Annotated in this window: 16 protein-coding genes and 3 pseudogenes; 10 read left to right on the plus strand and 9 right to left on the minus strand. The window is 63.3% G+C overall.

Features of this window, described 5'->3' with window-relative positions; all coding sequences use genetic code 11:
- Nucleotides 1–668 precede the first annotated feature (668 nt).
- Nucleotides 669–749 (minus strand): annotated as a pseudogene (locus SSPN_RS62635) (hypothetical protein); the annotation flags it as partial.
- A 577-nt stretch (nt 750–1,326) separates the two neighbouring features.
- Between SSPN_RS62635 and SSPN_RS0115620 the strand changes: the two are divergent.
- Nucleotides 1,327–2,154, plus strand: a complete 828-nt coding sequence (locus tag SSPN_RS0115620; protein ID WP_158309569.1) for an ESX secretion-associated protein EspG — start codon at nt 1,327–1,329, stop codon at nt 2,152–2,154.
- A 39-nt stretch (nt 2,155–2,193) separates the two neighbouring features.
- Here SSPN_RS0115620 and SSPN_RS53730 read toward each other — a convergent pair whose 3' ends face one another.
- Complete coding sequence (locus SSPN_RS53730; protein WP_010696085.1) at nt 2,194–2,463, minus strand: hypothetical protein; 270 nt, start codon at nt 2,461–2,463, stop codon at nt 2,194–2,196.
- A gap of 196 nt (nt 2,464–2,659) precedes the next feature.
- Here SSPN_RS53730 and SSPN_RS0115630 point away from each other — a divergent pair, with 196 nt between their 5' ends.
- From SSPN_RS0115630 to SSPN_RS54755, 7 genes are read left to right on the plus strand one after another with little or no spacing between them, the layout of a single operon-like run.
- Nucleotides 2,660–3,085, plus strand: a complete 426-nt coding sequence (locus SSPN_RS0115630; RefSeq protein WP_029535373.1) for a PE domain-containing protein — start codon at nt 2,660–2,662, stop codon at nt 3,083–3,085.
- Entirely contained in the window at nt 3,082–3,669 is a 588-nt protein-coding gene (locus SSPN_RS51070; RefSeq protein WP_083821730.1) for a DUF3558 domain-containing protein, read from the plus strand. Before SSPN_RS0115630 ends, SSPN_RS51070 begins: the two co-directional genes overlap by 4 nt.
- 11 nt (nt 3,670–3,680) lie before the next feature.
- Nucleotides 3,681–4,928, plus strand: coding sequence for a PPE domain-containing protein (locus SSPN_RS51075; RefSeq protein ID WP_083821731.1), 1,248 nt, complete (start codon nt 3,681–3,683; stop codon nt 4,926–4,928).
- A 30-nt stretch (nt 4,929–4,958) separates the two neighbouring features.
- On the plus strand, nt 4,959–5,708 hold the full coding sequence (locus SSPN_RS0115645) for a hypothetical protein (protein ID WP_010696089.1): 750 nt from the start codon (nt 4,959–4,961) through the stop codon (nt 5,706–5,708).
- A 40-nt stretch (nt 5,709–5,748) separates the two neighbouring features.
- Nucleotides 5,749–6,075: a type VII secretion target gene (locus SSPN_RS0115650; RefSeq protein WP_029535374.1), complete on the plus strand. Its 327-nt coding sequence runs from the start codon at nt 5,749–5,751 to the stop codon at nt 6,073–6,075.
- 11 nt (nt 6,076–6,086) lie between these two features.
- On the plus strand, nt 6,087–6,869 hold the full coding sequence (locus SSPN_RS0115655; RefSeq protein ID WP_010696091.1) for a BAR domain-containing protein: 783 nt from the start codon (nt 6,087–6,089) through the stop codon (nt 6,867–6,869).
- Between the two features lie 16 nt (nt 6,870–6,885).
- Nucleotides 6,886–7,377 (plus strand): hypothetical protein, encoded by a 492-nt coding sequence (locus tag SSPN_RS54755; RefSeq protein WP_143539689.1) that lies wholly within the window; start codon nt 6,886–6,888, stop codon nt 7,375–7,377.
- 6 nt (nt 7,378–7,383) lie between these two features.
- On the opposite strand, the pseudogene SSPN_RS51080 reads toward SSPN_RS54755, so the two are convergent.
- Together SSPN_RS51080 and SSPN_RS51085 are read right to left on the minus strand one after the other, a co-directional pair.
- Nucleotides 7,384–7,632: pseudogene (locus tag SSPN_RS51080) on the minus strand (IS256 family transposase); the annotation flags it as partial.
- A gap of 420 nt (nt 7,633–8,052) precedes the next feature.
- Nucleotides 8,053–8,205, minus strand: a pseudogene (locus tag SSPN_RS51085) (beta-ACP synthase); the annotation flags it as partial.
- A 213-nt stretch (nt 8,206–8,418) separates the two neighbouring features.
- Here SSPN_RS51085 and SSPN_RS61600 point away from each other — a divergent pair.
- The gene (locus SSPN_RS61600) at nt 8,419–8,553 is read left to right on the plus strand and encodes a hypothetical protein (protein ID WP_272941739.1); all 135 of its coding nucleotides are present in this window, start codon (nt 8,419–8,421) and stop codon (nt 8,551–8,553) included.
- Between the two features lie 503 nt (nt 8,554–9,056).
- On the plus strand, nt 9,057–10,097 hold the full coding sequence (locus SSPN_RS54760) for a BP39L family lectin (protein ID WP_143539690.1): 1,041 nt from the start codon (nt 9,057–9,059) through the stop codon (nt 10,095–10,097).
- 671 nt (nt 10,098–10,768) lie between these two features.
- Here SSPN_RS54760 and SSPN_RS0115680 read toward each other — a convergent pair.
- The 5 genes from SSPN_RS0115680 to SSPN_RS0115700 form a co-directional block, all read right to left on the minus strand.
- Nucleotides 10,769–11,050, minus strand: coding sequence for a hypothetical protein (locus tag SSPN_RS0115680; RefSeq protein WP_010696096.1), 282 nt, complete (start codon nt 11,048–11,050; stop codon nt 10,769–10,771).
- Complete coding sequence (locus SSPN_RS0115685) at nt 11,047–12,039, minus strand: electron transfer flavoprotein subunit alpha/FixB family protein (RefSeq protein WP_010696097.1); 993 nt, start codon at nt 12,037–12,039, stop codon at nt 11,047–11,049. The genes SSPN_RS0115680 and SSPN_RS0115685 overlap by 4 nt, the downstream gene beginning before the upstream one ends.
- Before the next feature lie 37 nt (nt 12,040–12,076).
- The gene (locus tag SSPN_RS0115690) at nt 12,077–12,892 is read right to left on the minus strand and encodes an electron transfer flavoprotein subunit beta/FixA family protein (protein WP_010696098.1); all 816 of its coding nucleotides are present in this window, start codon (nt 12,890–12,892) and stop codon (nt 12,077–12,079) included.
- A 295-nt stretch (nt 12,893–13,187) separates the two neighbouring features.
- On the minus strand, nt 13,188–13,619 hold the full coding sequence (locus SSPN_RS0115695; RefSeq protein WP_010696099.1) for a GlcG/HbpS family heme-binding protein: 432 nt from the start codon (nt 13,617–13,619) through the stop codon (nt 13,188–13,190).
- Nucleotides 13,616–14,422, minus strand: a complete 807-nt coding sequence (locus SSPN_RS0115700) for an SDR family NAD(P)-dependent oxidoreductase (RefSeq protein ID WP_143539691.1) — start codon at nt 14,420–14,422, stop codon at nt 13,616–13,618. Before SSPN_RS0115700 ends, SSPN_RS0115695 begins: the two co-directional genes overlap by 4 nt.
- Nucleotides 14,423–14,442: the final 20 nt, after the last annotated feature.

Consider the following 14,442-nt stretch of genomic DNA (forward strand, 5'->3'; position numbering starts at 1 on the left):
CCTGACAGCGTCGATCAGCACCGGTCGCCGCGCGGCGCGACCGGGCGCGGTGGATTTCGTCGGATCACGAGCAGAGTTCGCGGTGGCGCGCTGCGCCCGGGCCTGGTGTCACTTCACCGGCATCAGCGGATCTTCGGCGGGAGCACGCCGCGGCCGACGGATACCCCGTCGGCCAGGCCACGAACCCTGGTCCTGCGCAAGGCGTGTTCTCGCGCGTCGCACCTACCGCCTCGCGGGCGGTGATCTCCCTCAAGCACGTCCCGACTCTGACACACGCTCACACGCGAGTCGACTCAAAACACTCAAATAGCGCAATTTGGACTTCGCGGGCGATGTTCCCGGTCACGCCCCTGAGAGCGGGCACCATCCAGCCGCCTAATCGGCCAGCGCATGCAGCGGTTCACGACCGATCAGCTCCGACCGATCAGCTCCACCGGGAACGCGAACGCCTGCCCTCGATCGCCGGCCGGGTCGCCCGCGTGCTGGCCGACGAGGCCAACGCGGATCAGCTGACCTTTGTGGACATTGATTCGCTGCTGCGCCAGGTGTATGGCAAGAAGATGCAGGGCGCGCGGTTCGGGCACGCCAGGGTCGGTGGTTATCCGGGTGTGATTGCGCTTGACCAGATCTTCCCAAAGCCGCTCAAGGTGTCGCCTGCTCCACGAGTACGTCCGCTGATAGAGCGGAACCTGATACTGCTTGGAGCCTTCGAGCAGCTCCTGAAGCACGGTCTGGCGTGCGACGACCATGACACCCTTTCATCCCGTCCCGCTGACTCCCGGCGGACCCTGGCCGAAGACCACCTGCGGCACGGCCCAATTCGCCAGCCACACCCACTTGGCCGATCCACTCCGCTAACCTCTGCGCCCAGCTTGGGCTTCAGGAGACGCGGAGTGCCGACGTAGAAGACGACCAGAAGCCCGACGGCGTGACCGGTAGCGGCCGGGATGTTGTCGCTCGCCAGCGGGCAGCTTGCCGCTCTCGCTTAGCCCTCGCAGTGGCAAGCCGCGGTGACGTTTCATGGCCTCGTCAAAGCCCGGTTCTCACAATCACACCCTGCAGCTTTTCAAACGCCTTCCTCGGCCTGCCTTGGATCTGCCTGCCCAGTGCTGAGCCGGACAACCCAGCGCTCGCATTTGGCGCATCCAGAACGGTGAACCCGAGCGCCGGACGAGAGAAGATGGTTCAACCATCCGAGTGAGATCACACGCTCGGATCGGGGCTCCGCATCCGACTCGCCCAATAACGCGAACCCTGCTGGATATGCTCGGCCGTCCAAGATCACGACACAACCGAAGATCACGGCATAACCACTTGGGGGAGCTCGTGTCTGAGGCGCTGGAGTTCGACGCCAGCCTGTTCGGCCCGCTCTGGTACGGCGCAGGCCTCGCGCGCCAGGTAAGCGGCGACGAATGGCTGGTCCCTCCGCCTCGACTGCTCCAGTACTTTCCCGATCTCGGAGAGCCCGACGATCCGTTAGGCGAATGGGAAAGTGCCCAGGACAAGGCACGAGCACGAGGATGGATCGACCGCGCCGGCCAGGCGATTCCGTGGGTTGCCGACACCATGAGGCTGCTGGCCTACGCGTCGGCTGAGGCCGATACGCGGTTCGCGTCACAGCATGGCCAGCATGTCCGTGGGTTGGTGTCGATCTCTGGTGAGCAGGCGGTTCGGACCCGGGTTGAGGGGCGCGAGGTCCGCATCGATCCCGTGTGGCCGACCTCCGCCTACAGCGCGCTGGTGGGCCTGTGGCCTGAGATCACTCCCGTGCGTGGCTCGGCGGTGAGCATTCGACTCGAAGACGCCAGGAGCGCAAGCAAATCGGCTGCGGCGCATCAGAAAGATGCGCAGGTAAACGCAACGATCCGTGAACTACGAGTCCGCAAGGTCCGCAGCGACGATGCTCGCGACTACGCCCGCATGGTCTCTGGTGAACGCGTCCACGACGGGGAATTCTCGGTTGCGGTTCGAGACAGTCGCGGCAAGCTGCGAACCCCTGACAGCGTCGTGCTGCTCACCGGGACCACCCAGGGTTCGTACCTCCAATACCTGCACGGTGAGTTCCTGGTGACCGCCCCAGCCGACCCAGGATTGGTGGCCCGCACACTTTCCGAGCGCGCCGGGAAGCTCAGCAGTGATGCGAGTGCCCAATGACGGTACGAGCCGCTGAACTTCGGCGAGCCAATGATCGTGTCAAGCCGCTTGAGCCTGGTTTGGCGGTGTGATCTGGAATGTGCGGCCGTCGCGCAGCAGTGCCCGGATGACGTCAACCAGGCGGCGTGCGAGCGCGATCAGGGCCAACGACTTATCCACAATGGACGGAATGATGCGGGTATGGGCCTGGTGTCCGGCCAGATACGACCGCACTCCGAACACATGGTGGGTGTGCTTGCCGACATCGATCCCTGCCCAGACGATCTTGCGGACCTTCTCCGGGCCCGTCCTCCCGTCATCCCAGCTCAACCCCGTGGACGACCCCGCCTGCAGCTCGATAAACAGCGACCACGCGCACGGATTTCAATCAGCGGCCAGGGCGTCCAGAACGGCGAGGCGGCCACGCCCAAGAAGCCACCCAACGGCAAGGAGTCATAGCCACACCCGCCGTCCTGGGCATCCGGGACATCCAGCCCCGGACAACACCAACCTTATGGAGGGAGTCATGACCGCACCGAACGATCCGACGACGCAAGCACGTATCGCCCGGCCCGTTGCCCTCAATCCTGTGACAGGGATGTTCCAGATTCCTTTGATCATGGTCTCCAGCGCCGAGGCGGCAGCAAGCAGCTTTGAAGTCGCCCCGGAAGATCTCAATGCAGTCAAGGCAGATCTCGACGCGGCGCTCGACGAACTCCAGCTCGCATCTGACGATGCTCAGCAATTCCGGAGCATCCCGCCGCCCGGCAAGGATGAGGTGAGCGTCGACACCACCAACAAGATCATCGAACACCTGACCGCTGGGCCTGGCTCCGCCGTTCAGACGATCGACGAAATGCGGCGCTGGGTGAAGGATTTCCGCGACAAGATCGAGGCTGCCCAGCGCGAGTACGAGCGCATCGACGACAAGAACCAGATCGGGAAGCTATGAGCCACGCGCGCACCTCCCCCGCTTTCGCCGCCGTCGCCGTTGTTGCCCTCGGAGTTGTTGGCTGCACCCAGCAAACCGACGGCACACCGATCGAGACCACGGCGCCAATTTCACAGGCGGCATCGAACGATCCAGGCATGCCGCAGGTCGCCAACCCGAAGAACCTCGAAGCGGTGAGCGACCCCTGCCAGCTCCTGACAGCCGATCAGCTTGCCCAGCTTGGCACTGGTGGAAAGCCCACTCATCGTCCATCAGCCTGGGGCGAGGACACCTGCACTTGGGGTGCCAAAACTGACGGCCTCCGGGTGAATCTGGCACCTTCCACAACCCTGAACCGGGGGTTGACGAGTGTGCTGCGAACCGTGCACAAGACAGCGCCGGATGAAGTCATCGACGGCTATCCGATGGTGACAAGCCAGCCTCTGACTTATAGCTGCGGGATTTACGTGTCTACGACGTCAGAAGATGTGTTCTCGCTGAACGTGGACCGAGGTGACAGCGATCGACCGGAACATCAGGACACCTGTGCGGTGGCGAAACAGGTGGCGAGCATGGTGCTGTCAAATCTTCCGGCCAAGAACTGAGGGGTAGCGCTGTGTGGCCGTTCAGCCAACCAACGAAGATCGAAGGCCAAGCGCAGGCCGCGTTCGATCACCCGAAGATCCACCGGGAGCTCAATGGCGGCATGGGAGTGTCGTCGTTGTCGATCGCCGCGGGCAACCTCGCTGGTCCGTTCACCGCTCGACTGCGTCGTGTTGATGAGCTTGTTCAAGGGGCAATCAGCCGCTGTCACCAGTCGTGGAGCGGAAGCGCGTCCGAGGCGATGACGCAGGAGTCTTCGCCGTTTCGGCATGTGGTGCAGCAGTCGGAAGAGCTGTCGGCGGCGTTGGCCAAGGATGTGGAGCGCCAGGGAGAGCACTTCAGCCGCACCAAGAACTCAATGCCTGCACCGCACAACGTGCCGCCACTTGATCTCGGCTTCAGTGACCTCGCACCAACCAACCTCGGGGCGAAACTCGCGGGCCAGCAAATCCACGAGAACAAGCACAACGAGGCCGAACAGAAGGCGCGCGAGGACTACGCGGAATATCGGACCTCGTCCAACAGCACAGTGCAGTCCCTGCAGCCGTATCCGCCCGTGCCTGCGTCCGTGGCTGATGTTGGTGTTGCCGACACGCGGCGTCCGAAATCGGTCGCCCCGAGCACTGGCTACTCGAGTGTCGGCTCCACAGCGTCAAACTCCGCCCGGACACCCGTCTACGACGGGAGCGGCGGTACCACGCCAGGCAGCCAAGGCGGTTGGTCGCGGTCGGATGAGACCAGTACGCCTGCCGAATCAGGATCGGCCTGGGTGAGCCCGAACAACCCGGCCCCCATCGCCCCTCCAGCAGGTAGCGGCGTTAGCGGTGGGCCGGTGGGGAGTGGCCCTGGTGTCGGCATCGGAATCGTCCCTGGGGTAAGCGGATCACCTGGTACTGGAACGGGACGTGGTGTCGGGGGCTTTGGCGCCGACAACCGCGGTGGCAGCAGTTTGGTCGGTCGCCGCGGTCCCGGCGCCGGCGGTCGCGGAGTTCTCGGGCCGGGGGGTTCATCGGGCGTTGGCGGCTCTGGCGGAGCAGGAGTGTCTGGTTCTGCTAATACGCGTGGTGGCGCCGCAGGCGGCGGCATTGCCGGGGAACGGCAACGCCGGCAAAACGCCGAGGACGAAGAACACGAGCGCAAGTACATCAAGGACACTGACGAACACTTCGAGTTCGACCCCGAGGTCGATCCTGACACCGGCCAGGTCATCGCACCGCGAGTGATTGACGGATCCAACTCCCCGCAGCAAGACGAGCACTAGCCCGCAGTGGCGTTGGGGAGGACACACCCAATGACGGATTACCAAGAACAAGGCGAAGCCACGCACGAACTGGCGGGGTTCGCGGGCCTTCAGACGTCGGTAGCCGAGCTTAGCCAGCAGTGGCAGCAAGCCGACTCCGATGCCTGCTACACGGGCCACGATGAAACGGGCTTGATCGGGATTACCGTGGACGGCTCTGGGCTGGTTCGTGCGGTCGACGTTGACAGCTCGTGGCGTCGTGCGATCGATCCTCGAAGTTTCGATGACGCGGTGCTGCAGGCATGGAACGCTGCACTGGTTCAACGCGCGACCAGCTGTGCCCAGGTCGGCGGGCCGAGTAGCGCGCACAAGCAGCACCCGTCAGCGACGGAGGGAGCAGGCACCGAAGTTTCCGAGCCCTCTTCCCACCAAGCCGCCGCAGACACGATTGCCGAGATCCTGGGGCTGTTGGAGGACTTCAACCGCGACCTGGCGGACTACGAGCAACAGTTGCGCAAAGCGGCTGCTCGGCCGGTGTCCGGGCACAGCGCAGGGGGAAATGTAACCGTGAGCATGGCAAACGCCCAGCCAACCGGTGTTGAGGTCAACGCCAACTGGGTCGCGGGAGCACGGCCAGCTGAGATCAACACGGAGGTGCTAAGCGCGCTCGAGGCAGCCCAGACGGCGTCTCGCGACGCACAGGTGTCCCCCGAGACGTTTGGTCGTTCCATCGGACGCCTCCACCAGCTCACGAGCAATCCGAACCTTCTCATGCGAAGGCTCGGGCTAATCCGAGAATGACGGGTTCCATGAATGCTGGATCGAACCGGAAGGCTGGAACATGAGTTCACCGCCGTCTCAATCGGAAATCAAGGTAGCGCTCGAAGCCCTTCGCTCTGACGCGACTGTGTGGGCCAACGCCGCGGGGACAGTTTCAGATCCTAAAAGCGCCGCAGAGAACCTGAAACTCGACTCCGCTCAATTCTCCTACATCGCGGACAAAATCGGAGTCACCGATGGCTACCGCGAAATCCAGGAGAAGATCGCTGGACTACTGGCGGAAGCCGAGCAAAATTTCACAAGCATTGCGGACGCACTCAGGGCGTGCGCTGACACCTATCAGCGCGAGGACGAGGCGGGCGTACACGCGTTGAACAACGTTTACTGAGGAGGGGGACTTTGACGGCACCTGCGGCCCAGTTCGAGTCAGCATTCGGGAAGTCAAACGAACTACTGAACCGCGTTCAGGACGAGTTCGAGAAGATGGTCAGCAATGTCAACAGCATCGCCGACTGGCTGCCGGACTTCGTCTGGCGCAAAGTCAAGGATGGCATCCAGGAAGTTTCACGGCTGATCGATCGACTGTTCAAGGAGCTCACCGATTTCTTCACCCAACCGGGATCACCCGGGGCGTTGTGGGACGCCGCGAAGGCGTGGACCGAGCAGGTCGGAGCGAAGACGAGTGAGCTATCTGCCTCCTTGAAGATCGACCAACTGCGAACCGACAATGAATGGGACGGGACCGCCGCCACCGCCTACAAAGACAGCATCGCGAGCCAGCAGGATTCCCTCAAGGCGATCAAGTCCGCAACCGATGCCTTGGACTCCTCGCTGAATGAGTTAGCGGGAGCGATCATCGCGTTCTGGGTAGCACTCGGAGCGGCACTCGCAACTTATGTCTCAGCCATGATCGCAGCAGCCCTGGCGTGCGCAACCGCCGTCGGTGCTCTGCCGGGCGTGGCAGCCGCTGTGACGGCAACCGGTGTTGTCATCGCCGCCGTAGCCGCGTTCGCCACTGCCCTGGCCACTTACCTGAACACGATCAAGACACAGCAAGCGAGCATGCGCCAGCAGCTTGCCAACAATGACGCTTTCCCAGGTGGAAAGTGGCCGCGCTCGACAACCGATATTTCTGACGCCAGCGTGACAGACGGCGATGACACCGACTGGCAAGTCCAGTGACGAAACCGGGAGAACCGTGAGAAACGCACCGAATTACTACCCACTTCCGCATCAACAGGGCGATGCGGTGAGAAACCTGTACGCGATAACGGGTATAGGCTATGTCCTGCTAGCGCCTCTCATCTCACTCGCACTCCTGGGTATCGGCATGTTGTTGGCAGCCAACGAGGACAGTTCCGGAATCATACTGGCCGGACTCGGGGTAGTTTTCGGCCTCGGACTTGGTTTCTCTTCGTCTGTGGTTCTGTCGGCGCGCAAGACGATCATAAATAATCACATTGATGCGATCGGAGCCCGAAAGGCTGCGGTCAGAGCGCGCACAGTAGCCGTGACACTGTCGACCATTGGCCTCATTGGCATGATTGCAAGTTTGATTGCTCCACCACTGATGGAGAGCGAACCAAAGATCTCCATCTGGATCATTGCGATACCGGCGGGAATCATGTCGATACTCGCCTCGTGGACTGCCTACTTCGCGGTCGCAAAGCGAGCCCCGAAAACGCGATAAGGCATATCTACTCAGGAGCTTGCCAGTTGCGTGATTGCGAGCATCCGCGCGGACGAGTGCGACGAGTTGGGCTGCGTTGACCGCGCGCCAGCGGGTCTGGGCTGACTCGATGAGTTTTAAATGCCATAACAAGTCCGGCCGCGCGGGAGCCTGGCCCTTTGGTGACCTTGCTGCGGTGCCGCACGGTAGCGAAGGTCGATTCGATGGGTTTGTGGTGCACAGGTGTACCCAGTACTGGGCGGGGTAGCCGTGGAACGACGTCCACCTCGACGGCCGGGGCGGTACGCCCGGGAGAAATTGTCCAATGTGGACAATATGACACCTGTGTTCCCCACACCCAAAACCAAAACGAGCCTCGACTGGATCGGGCTCTCATCCCAGTTCACCGCCGCTCTGCAGTGACAAGCCATCCGCCAACACAACCACGCGGGCACCTTGGTCCACTGTGGTTCAGCGGGCAGCAGCCTGGTGGAGGCGACGACGTCGAACTCCTCGGCCGGGGCCCTCATGCCGGCACCTTCAACACGCACGCCCTGTGCAGGCCACCGAAACCGCTGCTGGTCTTGAGTACGTACCGTGGCCGGTAGGCGAGTGGGCGGTCCGGTACCAGTTTCACCGGCAACCCCAGGGTCTCGGCCGTGGTCCCGGCCGCCGGTGGCAGCAGGCCCTGTTCGATCACCCCGACCGGGCCGGGACCTCCAGCAGGTTCGAGGCGCCCAGCACGTGGCCGACGACGTTCTTCTGTGAAATCAACGGGATCTCCCGCGCGCGGTCGCCGAAGACGCTCATGAAGGTGGCCGTCTCCGCGGCGTCGTTCTGCGGGGTCGAGCTGGCGTGACGTCGGCGATGCCCCTACCGTACGAGTGGGCGCCCACTTTTGTTCGGCAGCATCGGGTCGGAGCTTGGGAAGTCAGCGTCATCTGAACTCAAGCAGGCCAGATCCTCGTCGGAACCGAGAACGCGCCAACCCAGCGGTCGCCATGAGCTAGGCGCTGACCGGCGAAGCCCACTCGACCGCCTCACCGAGCGGCGTTGATCTGAATGACTGATCCGACGGCCGAGCTGGCCCGCGAAGTCGCGGTGCACCAGACCGACGAGATGTGCTGGAGCGGGGAGGACCGACCGGCGGGTGGATGTTGGCTAATGCTGCTCGCTGAACACCTTCTAAACCACTAGATCTATTTACCTATCGCCTGAGTCATCCGAGCATAGAGAGACGTAGCCCGCCAGGTTGCTCGTTAAGGAGGGTCTATGAGATGGTCGGCGAATACGAGAGCCTGCCAGTCCATGAGACCGTCGGTTTGTACCCGGAAGCGCGGGGTCTAACCCTTAGGGGTTATAGGATTTTCCGCCTGCCGCAAGAGCAATGGAGCCGCCGTTGCCACGCAGCGGGAAGAAAGGGGACGACCGGTACGATAGGGATCTCCAACCCATGATTGGGGGCGCCCCAAACAACGCGGAAAAACCTAAACCATCCATTACCTCGCGCGTCATCCGACCACGAACACGAAAGCAGACAACCGGATCTGAGGGGTGTGCACGTATTCAAGAGCCGACCCAGGAGCGGTAGTTCCTTGATTGGTGAATCATTTAGCGGGTCGACACGATAGCCGGGCACTTGCACCCGGCGTCGGCATCCTTGCACGGTTAACGACTCCTAATGTTAGGGGAGGATTGTCATGACACGTAAGCCCGGCGTAGCATTGGCCAAACAGGATCCCAATCAGCTCACGGCAGTTATTATCGAAGATGACAAACGCATCCATGTGACCTGGGAGGTCGACGACGGCAACTGGCAGCCGGATTACCCCTTCGGAGATCCTGTATTCTCCGCCCCTCCCGACATAGCAATGGATAGACAGAATGACGATCAACTTACGGCCGCAGCTGGAGGCAAGAACGGTCAGCTTTACGTAGCCTGGGTGGAAAAGAACGGTACGTGGCATGGGCCTGATCCACAAGGTACCGCAGGTGTGCTGCCACCTAATGGGGCACCGGTCGCCCTCGGCAAACTGCGCGACGGGCAAGTGGCGGCAGTGGCCATCGGCCATGACAAACGCATGTGTGTGGCCTGGGAGACCGAGGACGGCTGGCAAGGCCCGGTCCCCTTTGGTGACGCAGTCTTCAGCGAAGGTTCGCCAGTCGGAATCGCCAGGCAGAGCTGGACAAACCAGGCGACAGCTCTGGCCGTAGGAGAAGACGGACGCATGTGGTTCGCATTGGAACCCGCCAAAGGGTCCTCGTCCTGGGACGGGCCATATGCGTTCGGAGATAACAACACCCTGGCCGTGGGGTCAGGCGTAGCGGTTAAAGAACGGAACGACAAAAAATTGACGGCCCTCGCGGTAGGACAAGACGGGCGCATGTACTACACATGGGAAACCGATAACAAGACCTGGCAGAAACCAGTCGTAGCCTTCGGACACGAGAAACAGTTTCCCACAAACGCGGGAGTCGCTGCGGAAAATCAGAGCCCCCAGCAGCTCACAGCCGTGGCTATCGGGAACGACGGGAAAATGTATTACGCATGGCAAGTCGGCGACGATCCCTGGCAGGGGCCAGTAGCTTTGGGAGGCGCCCTTTTTGAACCCGGATCCGGCATAGGACTGGCTTGGCAAAACGAGAAACAACTCACCGCGATGGCGATGGGCAAGGACGGCCATCTGTACGTGGCCTGGGAGACGAACAACGGACCCTGGCAGGGGCCAAAACGCATCTAATCTGGAATGGCACCGGCCGCCAGCTGACCAGGAAGCGGGCGGCCGGTGCCACCCGCCTGGGGAAGGGCGTCGGCCTGCCAGCAGCCATGCACTCGTCCACATCGGACAATCGGCGCTGGCGTTTCTTCACGATCTGAGGCTCGAAGGCGCTTTCCCGGACCCGTCATGACTCTTCCGCAGACTCACGTGTTGGGGTCCAGTATCTTGACGAATCCGGGGGCGTCGCCGCGAGGGGAACAGTCGGTGCGGCCCTCGCGATCATAGGTGGGTCATGAACGGGGAGTGGGCGATGAAGCGGATCTCGAGCTCGCCCAACTGGCCGGCCTTCTTGGTCAGCGCGCGGCCCTCCGGGTATCCGATGAGCGCGCGCATGCGGGTACGGTCGATCGGCGCGTAGCGGTCGGCCGCGGTTTGCTGGGCCAGGTCCGTGGCGAATGCTGCTTCGGCGGTACTTATTGCTGCCTTCCGTGATGCGCATAGCCGTACGCGACAGGCCGGACTAGACGTCGAGAACCAAATCCTCGTTGCTAGCACGCGAAACGCACACCTACATGACGTCGGTGCGTTGTCGTGCCGGGCCCGAGAGGATGTCGTCGGTGTGCTCGGGAACGCCTTCGAGCACACCGACCTCACACGTGCCGCAGAGTCCCGTGGCACAGTTGCTCTCGATGTTAAATGCCGGAGTCGCGCAGCGCGGCCAGGAACGACTTCTCGGCTGGGACGTGCACGGTCTTACCCGAGCGCTTGCAGTGCAGCGTGTGCTCGTTGTTGACCAGTTTTCCCTTGTCGGTCGCCGCGAAACGCTCGGTGTGGACCACGACAGTCACTCGGTCGCCGTGGCGGGCGAGCAGTTCGTCGGTGACCGCCATAGTCGAGAGGCTGAGGTCACGCCGCTGGGCCCAGACCGCCTGGCCGTCGACCGGGATTCGGAAGCAGCGGTGACGGCATGTCATCGTCCTCGGTTGATGGCATCTGTGGCGGCCGGGAGCACGGTGTGCAGGTCGCCTACGACGCCGAAGTCGACGAGCTCGAAGATCGGCGCCTCCTCGTCCGTGTTCACCGCGACGATCGTCTTCGACGTCTGCATTCCGGCGCGGTGCTGGATCGCCCCAGAGATGCCGTTGGCGACGTACAGCTGCGGCGAGACCGTCTTGCCGGTCTGACCCACCTGGAACGAATGCGGGTACCAGCCCGAGTCCACCGCCGCACGCGAGGCGCCGACCGCGGCACCGAGCGAGTCCGCGAACGCCTGGATCGGCTCGAAGTCGCCGCCCGTGCCACGACCACCGGAGACCACGATCGCGGCCTCGGTCAGTTCCGGACGCCCCGACGCCTTGCGCGGCTCCGCCCCGGTCACCTTTGCGCCCTTTGCGGCGTCGGAGATCGTCACCGCGAACGCCTCCTCGGCGACATCAGAACCGGCGCCGTCGACCTCCTCCGGTGTCACCGAATTCGGCTTCACGGTAATGATCGGCGTGCCCTTGGTGACCCTGGCCTGCACGACGAAACTTCCGGCGAACACCGACTGCTTCGTGGTCGGTGTCCCGTCAGCAGCAGTGACGTCCACGGCGTCGGTGATCAGGCCGGATTCGGTCTTGACCGCGAGCCTGCCTGCGATCTCTTTGCCCCTCCCGGTCGAGACGACCAGCACGGCGGCGGGCGAGGTCTTCTCGATTAGCTGGGCGAGCACCTCTGCTTCGGGAGCCACCAGGTAGCCGGAAACGCCCGCGTCTTCGGCTCCCTCACCAGTGGACACCGAGTAGATCTTCGCGGCGCCGTACTTTTTCAGCGTCCCGGCGACATCGGCGTCAGGAGAGCCGATCACAACGGCCGACGGATCACCGAGCCGACGGGCGATGGTGAGCAGTTCCAGCGACGGCTTGGTCACCTCCCGCACACCATCGACCTCGACGCGTTCAATGAGTACGAGTACCTCGGGCATGTCTGATTACCTCTCAGTCGGCACTGTCAGCCGCGGGTCAGATGAACTTCTTCGACGCGAGAAAGTCGACCAGCGCCTTCGCGCCAGAGCCGTCTCCGTCGGTCACGATCTCGCCTGCGGTGCGCGCCGGACGGGGAATGGCCGACTCCACCACCGACCACGCAGCGCCTGAACCGACCTGGCCTGGGCCGACCCCCAGGTCGCCCAGCGACCACGTCTCCACCGGCTTCTTCTTGGCGGCCATGATCCCCTTGAACGACGGGTAGCGGACCTCGCAGGACTGGTCGGTCACGCTCAGCACCAGCGGCAGCGTGCCCTCGATGGTGTCGGTCGAGGCGTCGCCGTTGCGACGGATCCGCACGACCGCGCCGCCCTCCTTCGACGACACTGTGATCTCGGAGCCGAGCGTCACACCCGGCACACCGAGCCGCTCCGACAGCATCGCCGGGATAACACCCATGCCGCCGTCCGTCGACTCCATCCCACAGACAACCAGGTCCCAGCCAGGGCCCGCACCGAGCTTCTTGATCGCTTCGGCCAGCACCAGAGAGGTCGCCAGCGCGTCCGAGCCGGCGAGCGCGTCGTCCACGACGTGCACGCCCTTGTCGGCGCCCATCTGCAGCGCTTTGCGCACCGCGACGGTCGCCTGCTCCGGACCCATTGATAGCACCGTCACAACGGTGCTATCAGGGTCGTCTCCGGTCTCCTTGATCTGGAGCGCCTGCTCCACGGCGTACTCGTCGAGCTCCGACAGCAGCCCGTCGACACCAATACGGTCTACGGTGTTGTCGTCCTCAAACTTCTGGTCGGCCGCGGCGTCCGGCACGTATTTCACACACACGACAATGTTCATTTCGTCTTCCTTGCAGCTTCCCAAGCATCATTTGCGGCCACCTTCAAAAAGGTGGGGCGGGTGGTGGGTCTCCCATTCATGGCCCAATGCAGATAGGCGAGATCGACTTAGGTGTGGGAGTTGAGCGGCTCATGTCTCGCGAACGGGCCGGAGCCCTAAGCCCTAGGCCGACGCCAATCGCCGAAATTGCTGCCTGCCTGACGGCGACAAGCGAAGTGCTTTTGCGAACACCTTCGCGAACCTCGATACCCCGCTCAACGTGACACGGTCGATGTCGACCGGCTCGGTCGACGAGTCAAGCCACCCAGGCCGCGACTGCGGCCGATGCGATCTTTTCGTCCTGCTCTGGGCGTCCGCCCGATACCCCGACGGCTCCGATCGCGGGCGCGCCTACGGGCAGCCCCCCGGCAAACGCCACTAGCGGTCGGCCACTCAGCGCGAGATCGAGGTGGTAGAGCTCCTGACCGGGTGCGACAAGGCCGGCGATGCCACGAGTATCCGACTGCATCACCAGCGCCGTGTGGGCCTTTCCGATCGCCAGGTCGAGACTGACCAAATTCGCAGTCTCGTCACGTGCCAGGGCCAGAAGGTGTCCGCCGCGGTCGACCACCGCCACGGTCACGGCGATGCCCAAAGCGCGGGCACGCGCCATAGCTGCCGTTATCCCGCGTTGAGCACCTGCCAGGGTGGCCGTCTCGACGGTGGTCGACAGGAGATCTTCGCTCATCTCGCACCACCCGCGACGACGAGCGCCTCACCCGTCATGTACGACGACGCGTCCGAGGCCAGAAAGAGAACGGACTTGGCGATCTCCTCGGGCGTCGACATGCGCTGCATAGGCACGCCTGTGCGAACGACCTCGGCGAGGCGCTCGTCCCCACCCATGAAGTCGATGGCAGGTTGGTTGAACGGTGTGTCGACCCATCCCGGGCAGAGCGCGTTGACCCGGATGTTCTCGGGTGCCAGCTCGTTCGCCAACGACCTCGACAGGGCCACGATGGCGCCCTTGGACGCCGCGTAGCCGCTCTGGCCGGGGCCACCATTAAGCGCCGCAAGCGAGGCGACGTTGACGATCGCGCCCCCGCCCCGTGCTCGCAACGCAGGAACGCCGTGCTTCGCAGCCAGGTAACACGACCGCGGATTGACGCCCATCATCAGGTCCCACATGGCGTCGTCGTAGGTCTCGATGGGTCCGGACCGCTGAACCCCGGCATTGTTGACGATCACGTCCAATCCGCCGAACTCCTGCGTGGCGTGGGCGAAGAGGGCCGCCATATCGTCCGCGTCGGCGACATTCGTGGGCTTCGCGGAGAGCGTCTCCCAGCCGAGCCCCCTAAGTCGTTCGGTGGCGTCGTGGAGGCCCGCAACATTGGAGTCCGCGAGCACCACCCGGGCGCCTTCCCCGAGGAACAGCTCGGCCACGGCATGACCGATTCCCGAAGCCGCCCCTGTGACAACGGCGACCTTGCTATCGAGCTGCATTCTCGTCGTCCCGTTCTGTTCACTCATGCCGTTGTCGCCTGCGTGCAACCGGTCGTCGACAGTCCGTG

This window comes from Saccharopolyspora spinosa NRRL 18395, from assembly GCF_000194155.1.
Taxonomy (GTDB): Bacteria; Actinomycetota; Actinomycetes; order Mycobacteriales; family Pseudonocardiaceae; genus Saccharopolyspora; species Saccharopolyspora spinosa.

What these genes read in the sequence shown, in the direction of transcription:
- SSPN_RS0115630 (WP_029535373.1), top strand. Translation starts at nt 2,660, where the DNA reads ATGACCGCACCGAACGATCCGACGACGCAAGCACGTATCGCCCGGCCC.
- SSPN_RS51070 (WP_083821730.1), top strand. Translation starts at nt 3,082, where the DNA reads ATGAGCCACGCGCGCACCTCCCCCGCTTTCGCCGCCGTCGCCGTTGTT.
- SSPN_RS0115645 (WP_010696089.1), top strand. Translation starts at nt 4,959, where the DNA reads ATGACGGATTACCAAGAACAAGGCGAAGCCACGCACGAACTGGCGGGG.
- SSPN_RS0115650 (WP_029535374.1), top strand. Translation starts at nt 5,749, where the DNA reads ATGAGTTCACCGCCGTCTCAATCGGAAATCAAGGTAGCGCTCGAAGCC.
- SSPN_RS61600 (WP_272941739.1), top strand. Translation starts at nt 8,419, where the DNA reads ATGACTGATCCGACGGCCGAGCTGGCCCGCGAAGTCGCGGTGCACCAG.
- SSPN_RS54760 (WP_143539690.1), top strand. Translation starts at nt 9,057, where the DNA reads ATGACACGTAAGCCCGGCGTAGCATTGGCCAAACAGGATCCCAATCAG.
- SSPN_RS0115680 (WP_010696096.1), bottom strand. Translation starts at nt 11,050, where the DNA reads ATGACATGCCGTCACCGCTGCTTCCGAATCCCGGTCGACGGCCAGGCG.
- SSPN_RS0115685 (WP_010696097.1), bottom strand. Translation starts at nt 12,039, where the DNA reads ATGCCCGAGGTACTCGTACTCATTGAACGCGTCGAGGTCGATGGTGTG.
- SSPN_RS0115690 (WP_010696098.1), bottom strand. Translation starts at nt 12,892, where the DNA reads ATGAACATTGTCGTGTGTGTGAAATACGTGCCGGACGCCGCGGCCGAC.
- SSPN_RS0115695 (WP_010696099.1), bottom strand. Translation starts at nt 13,619, where the DNA reads ATGAGCGAAGATCTCCTGTCGACCACCGTCGAGACGGCCACCCTGGCA.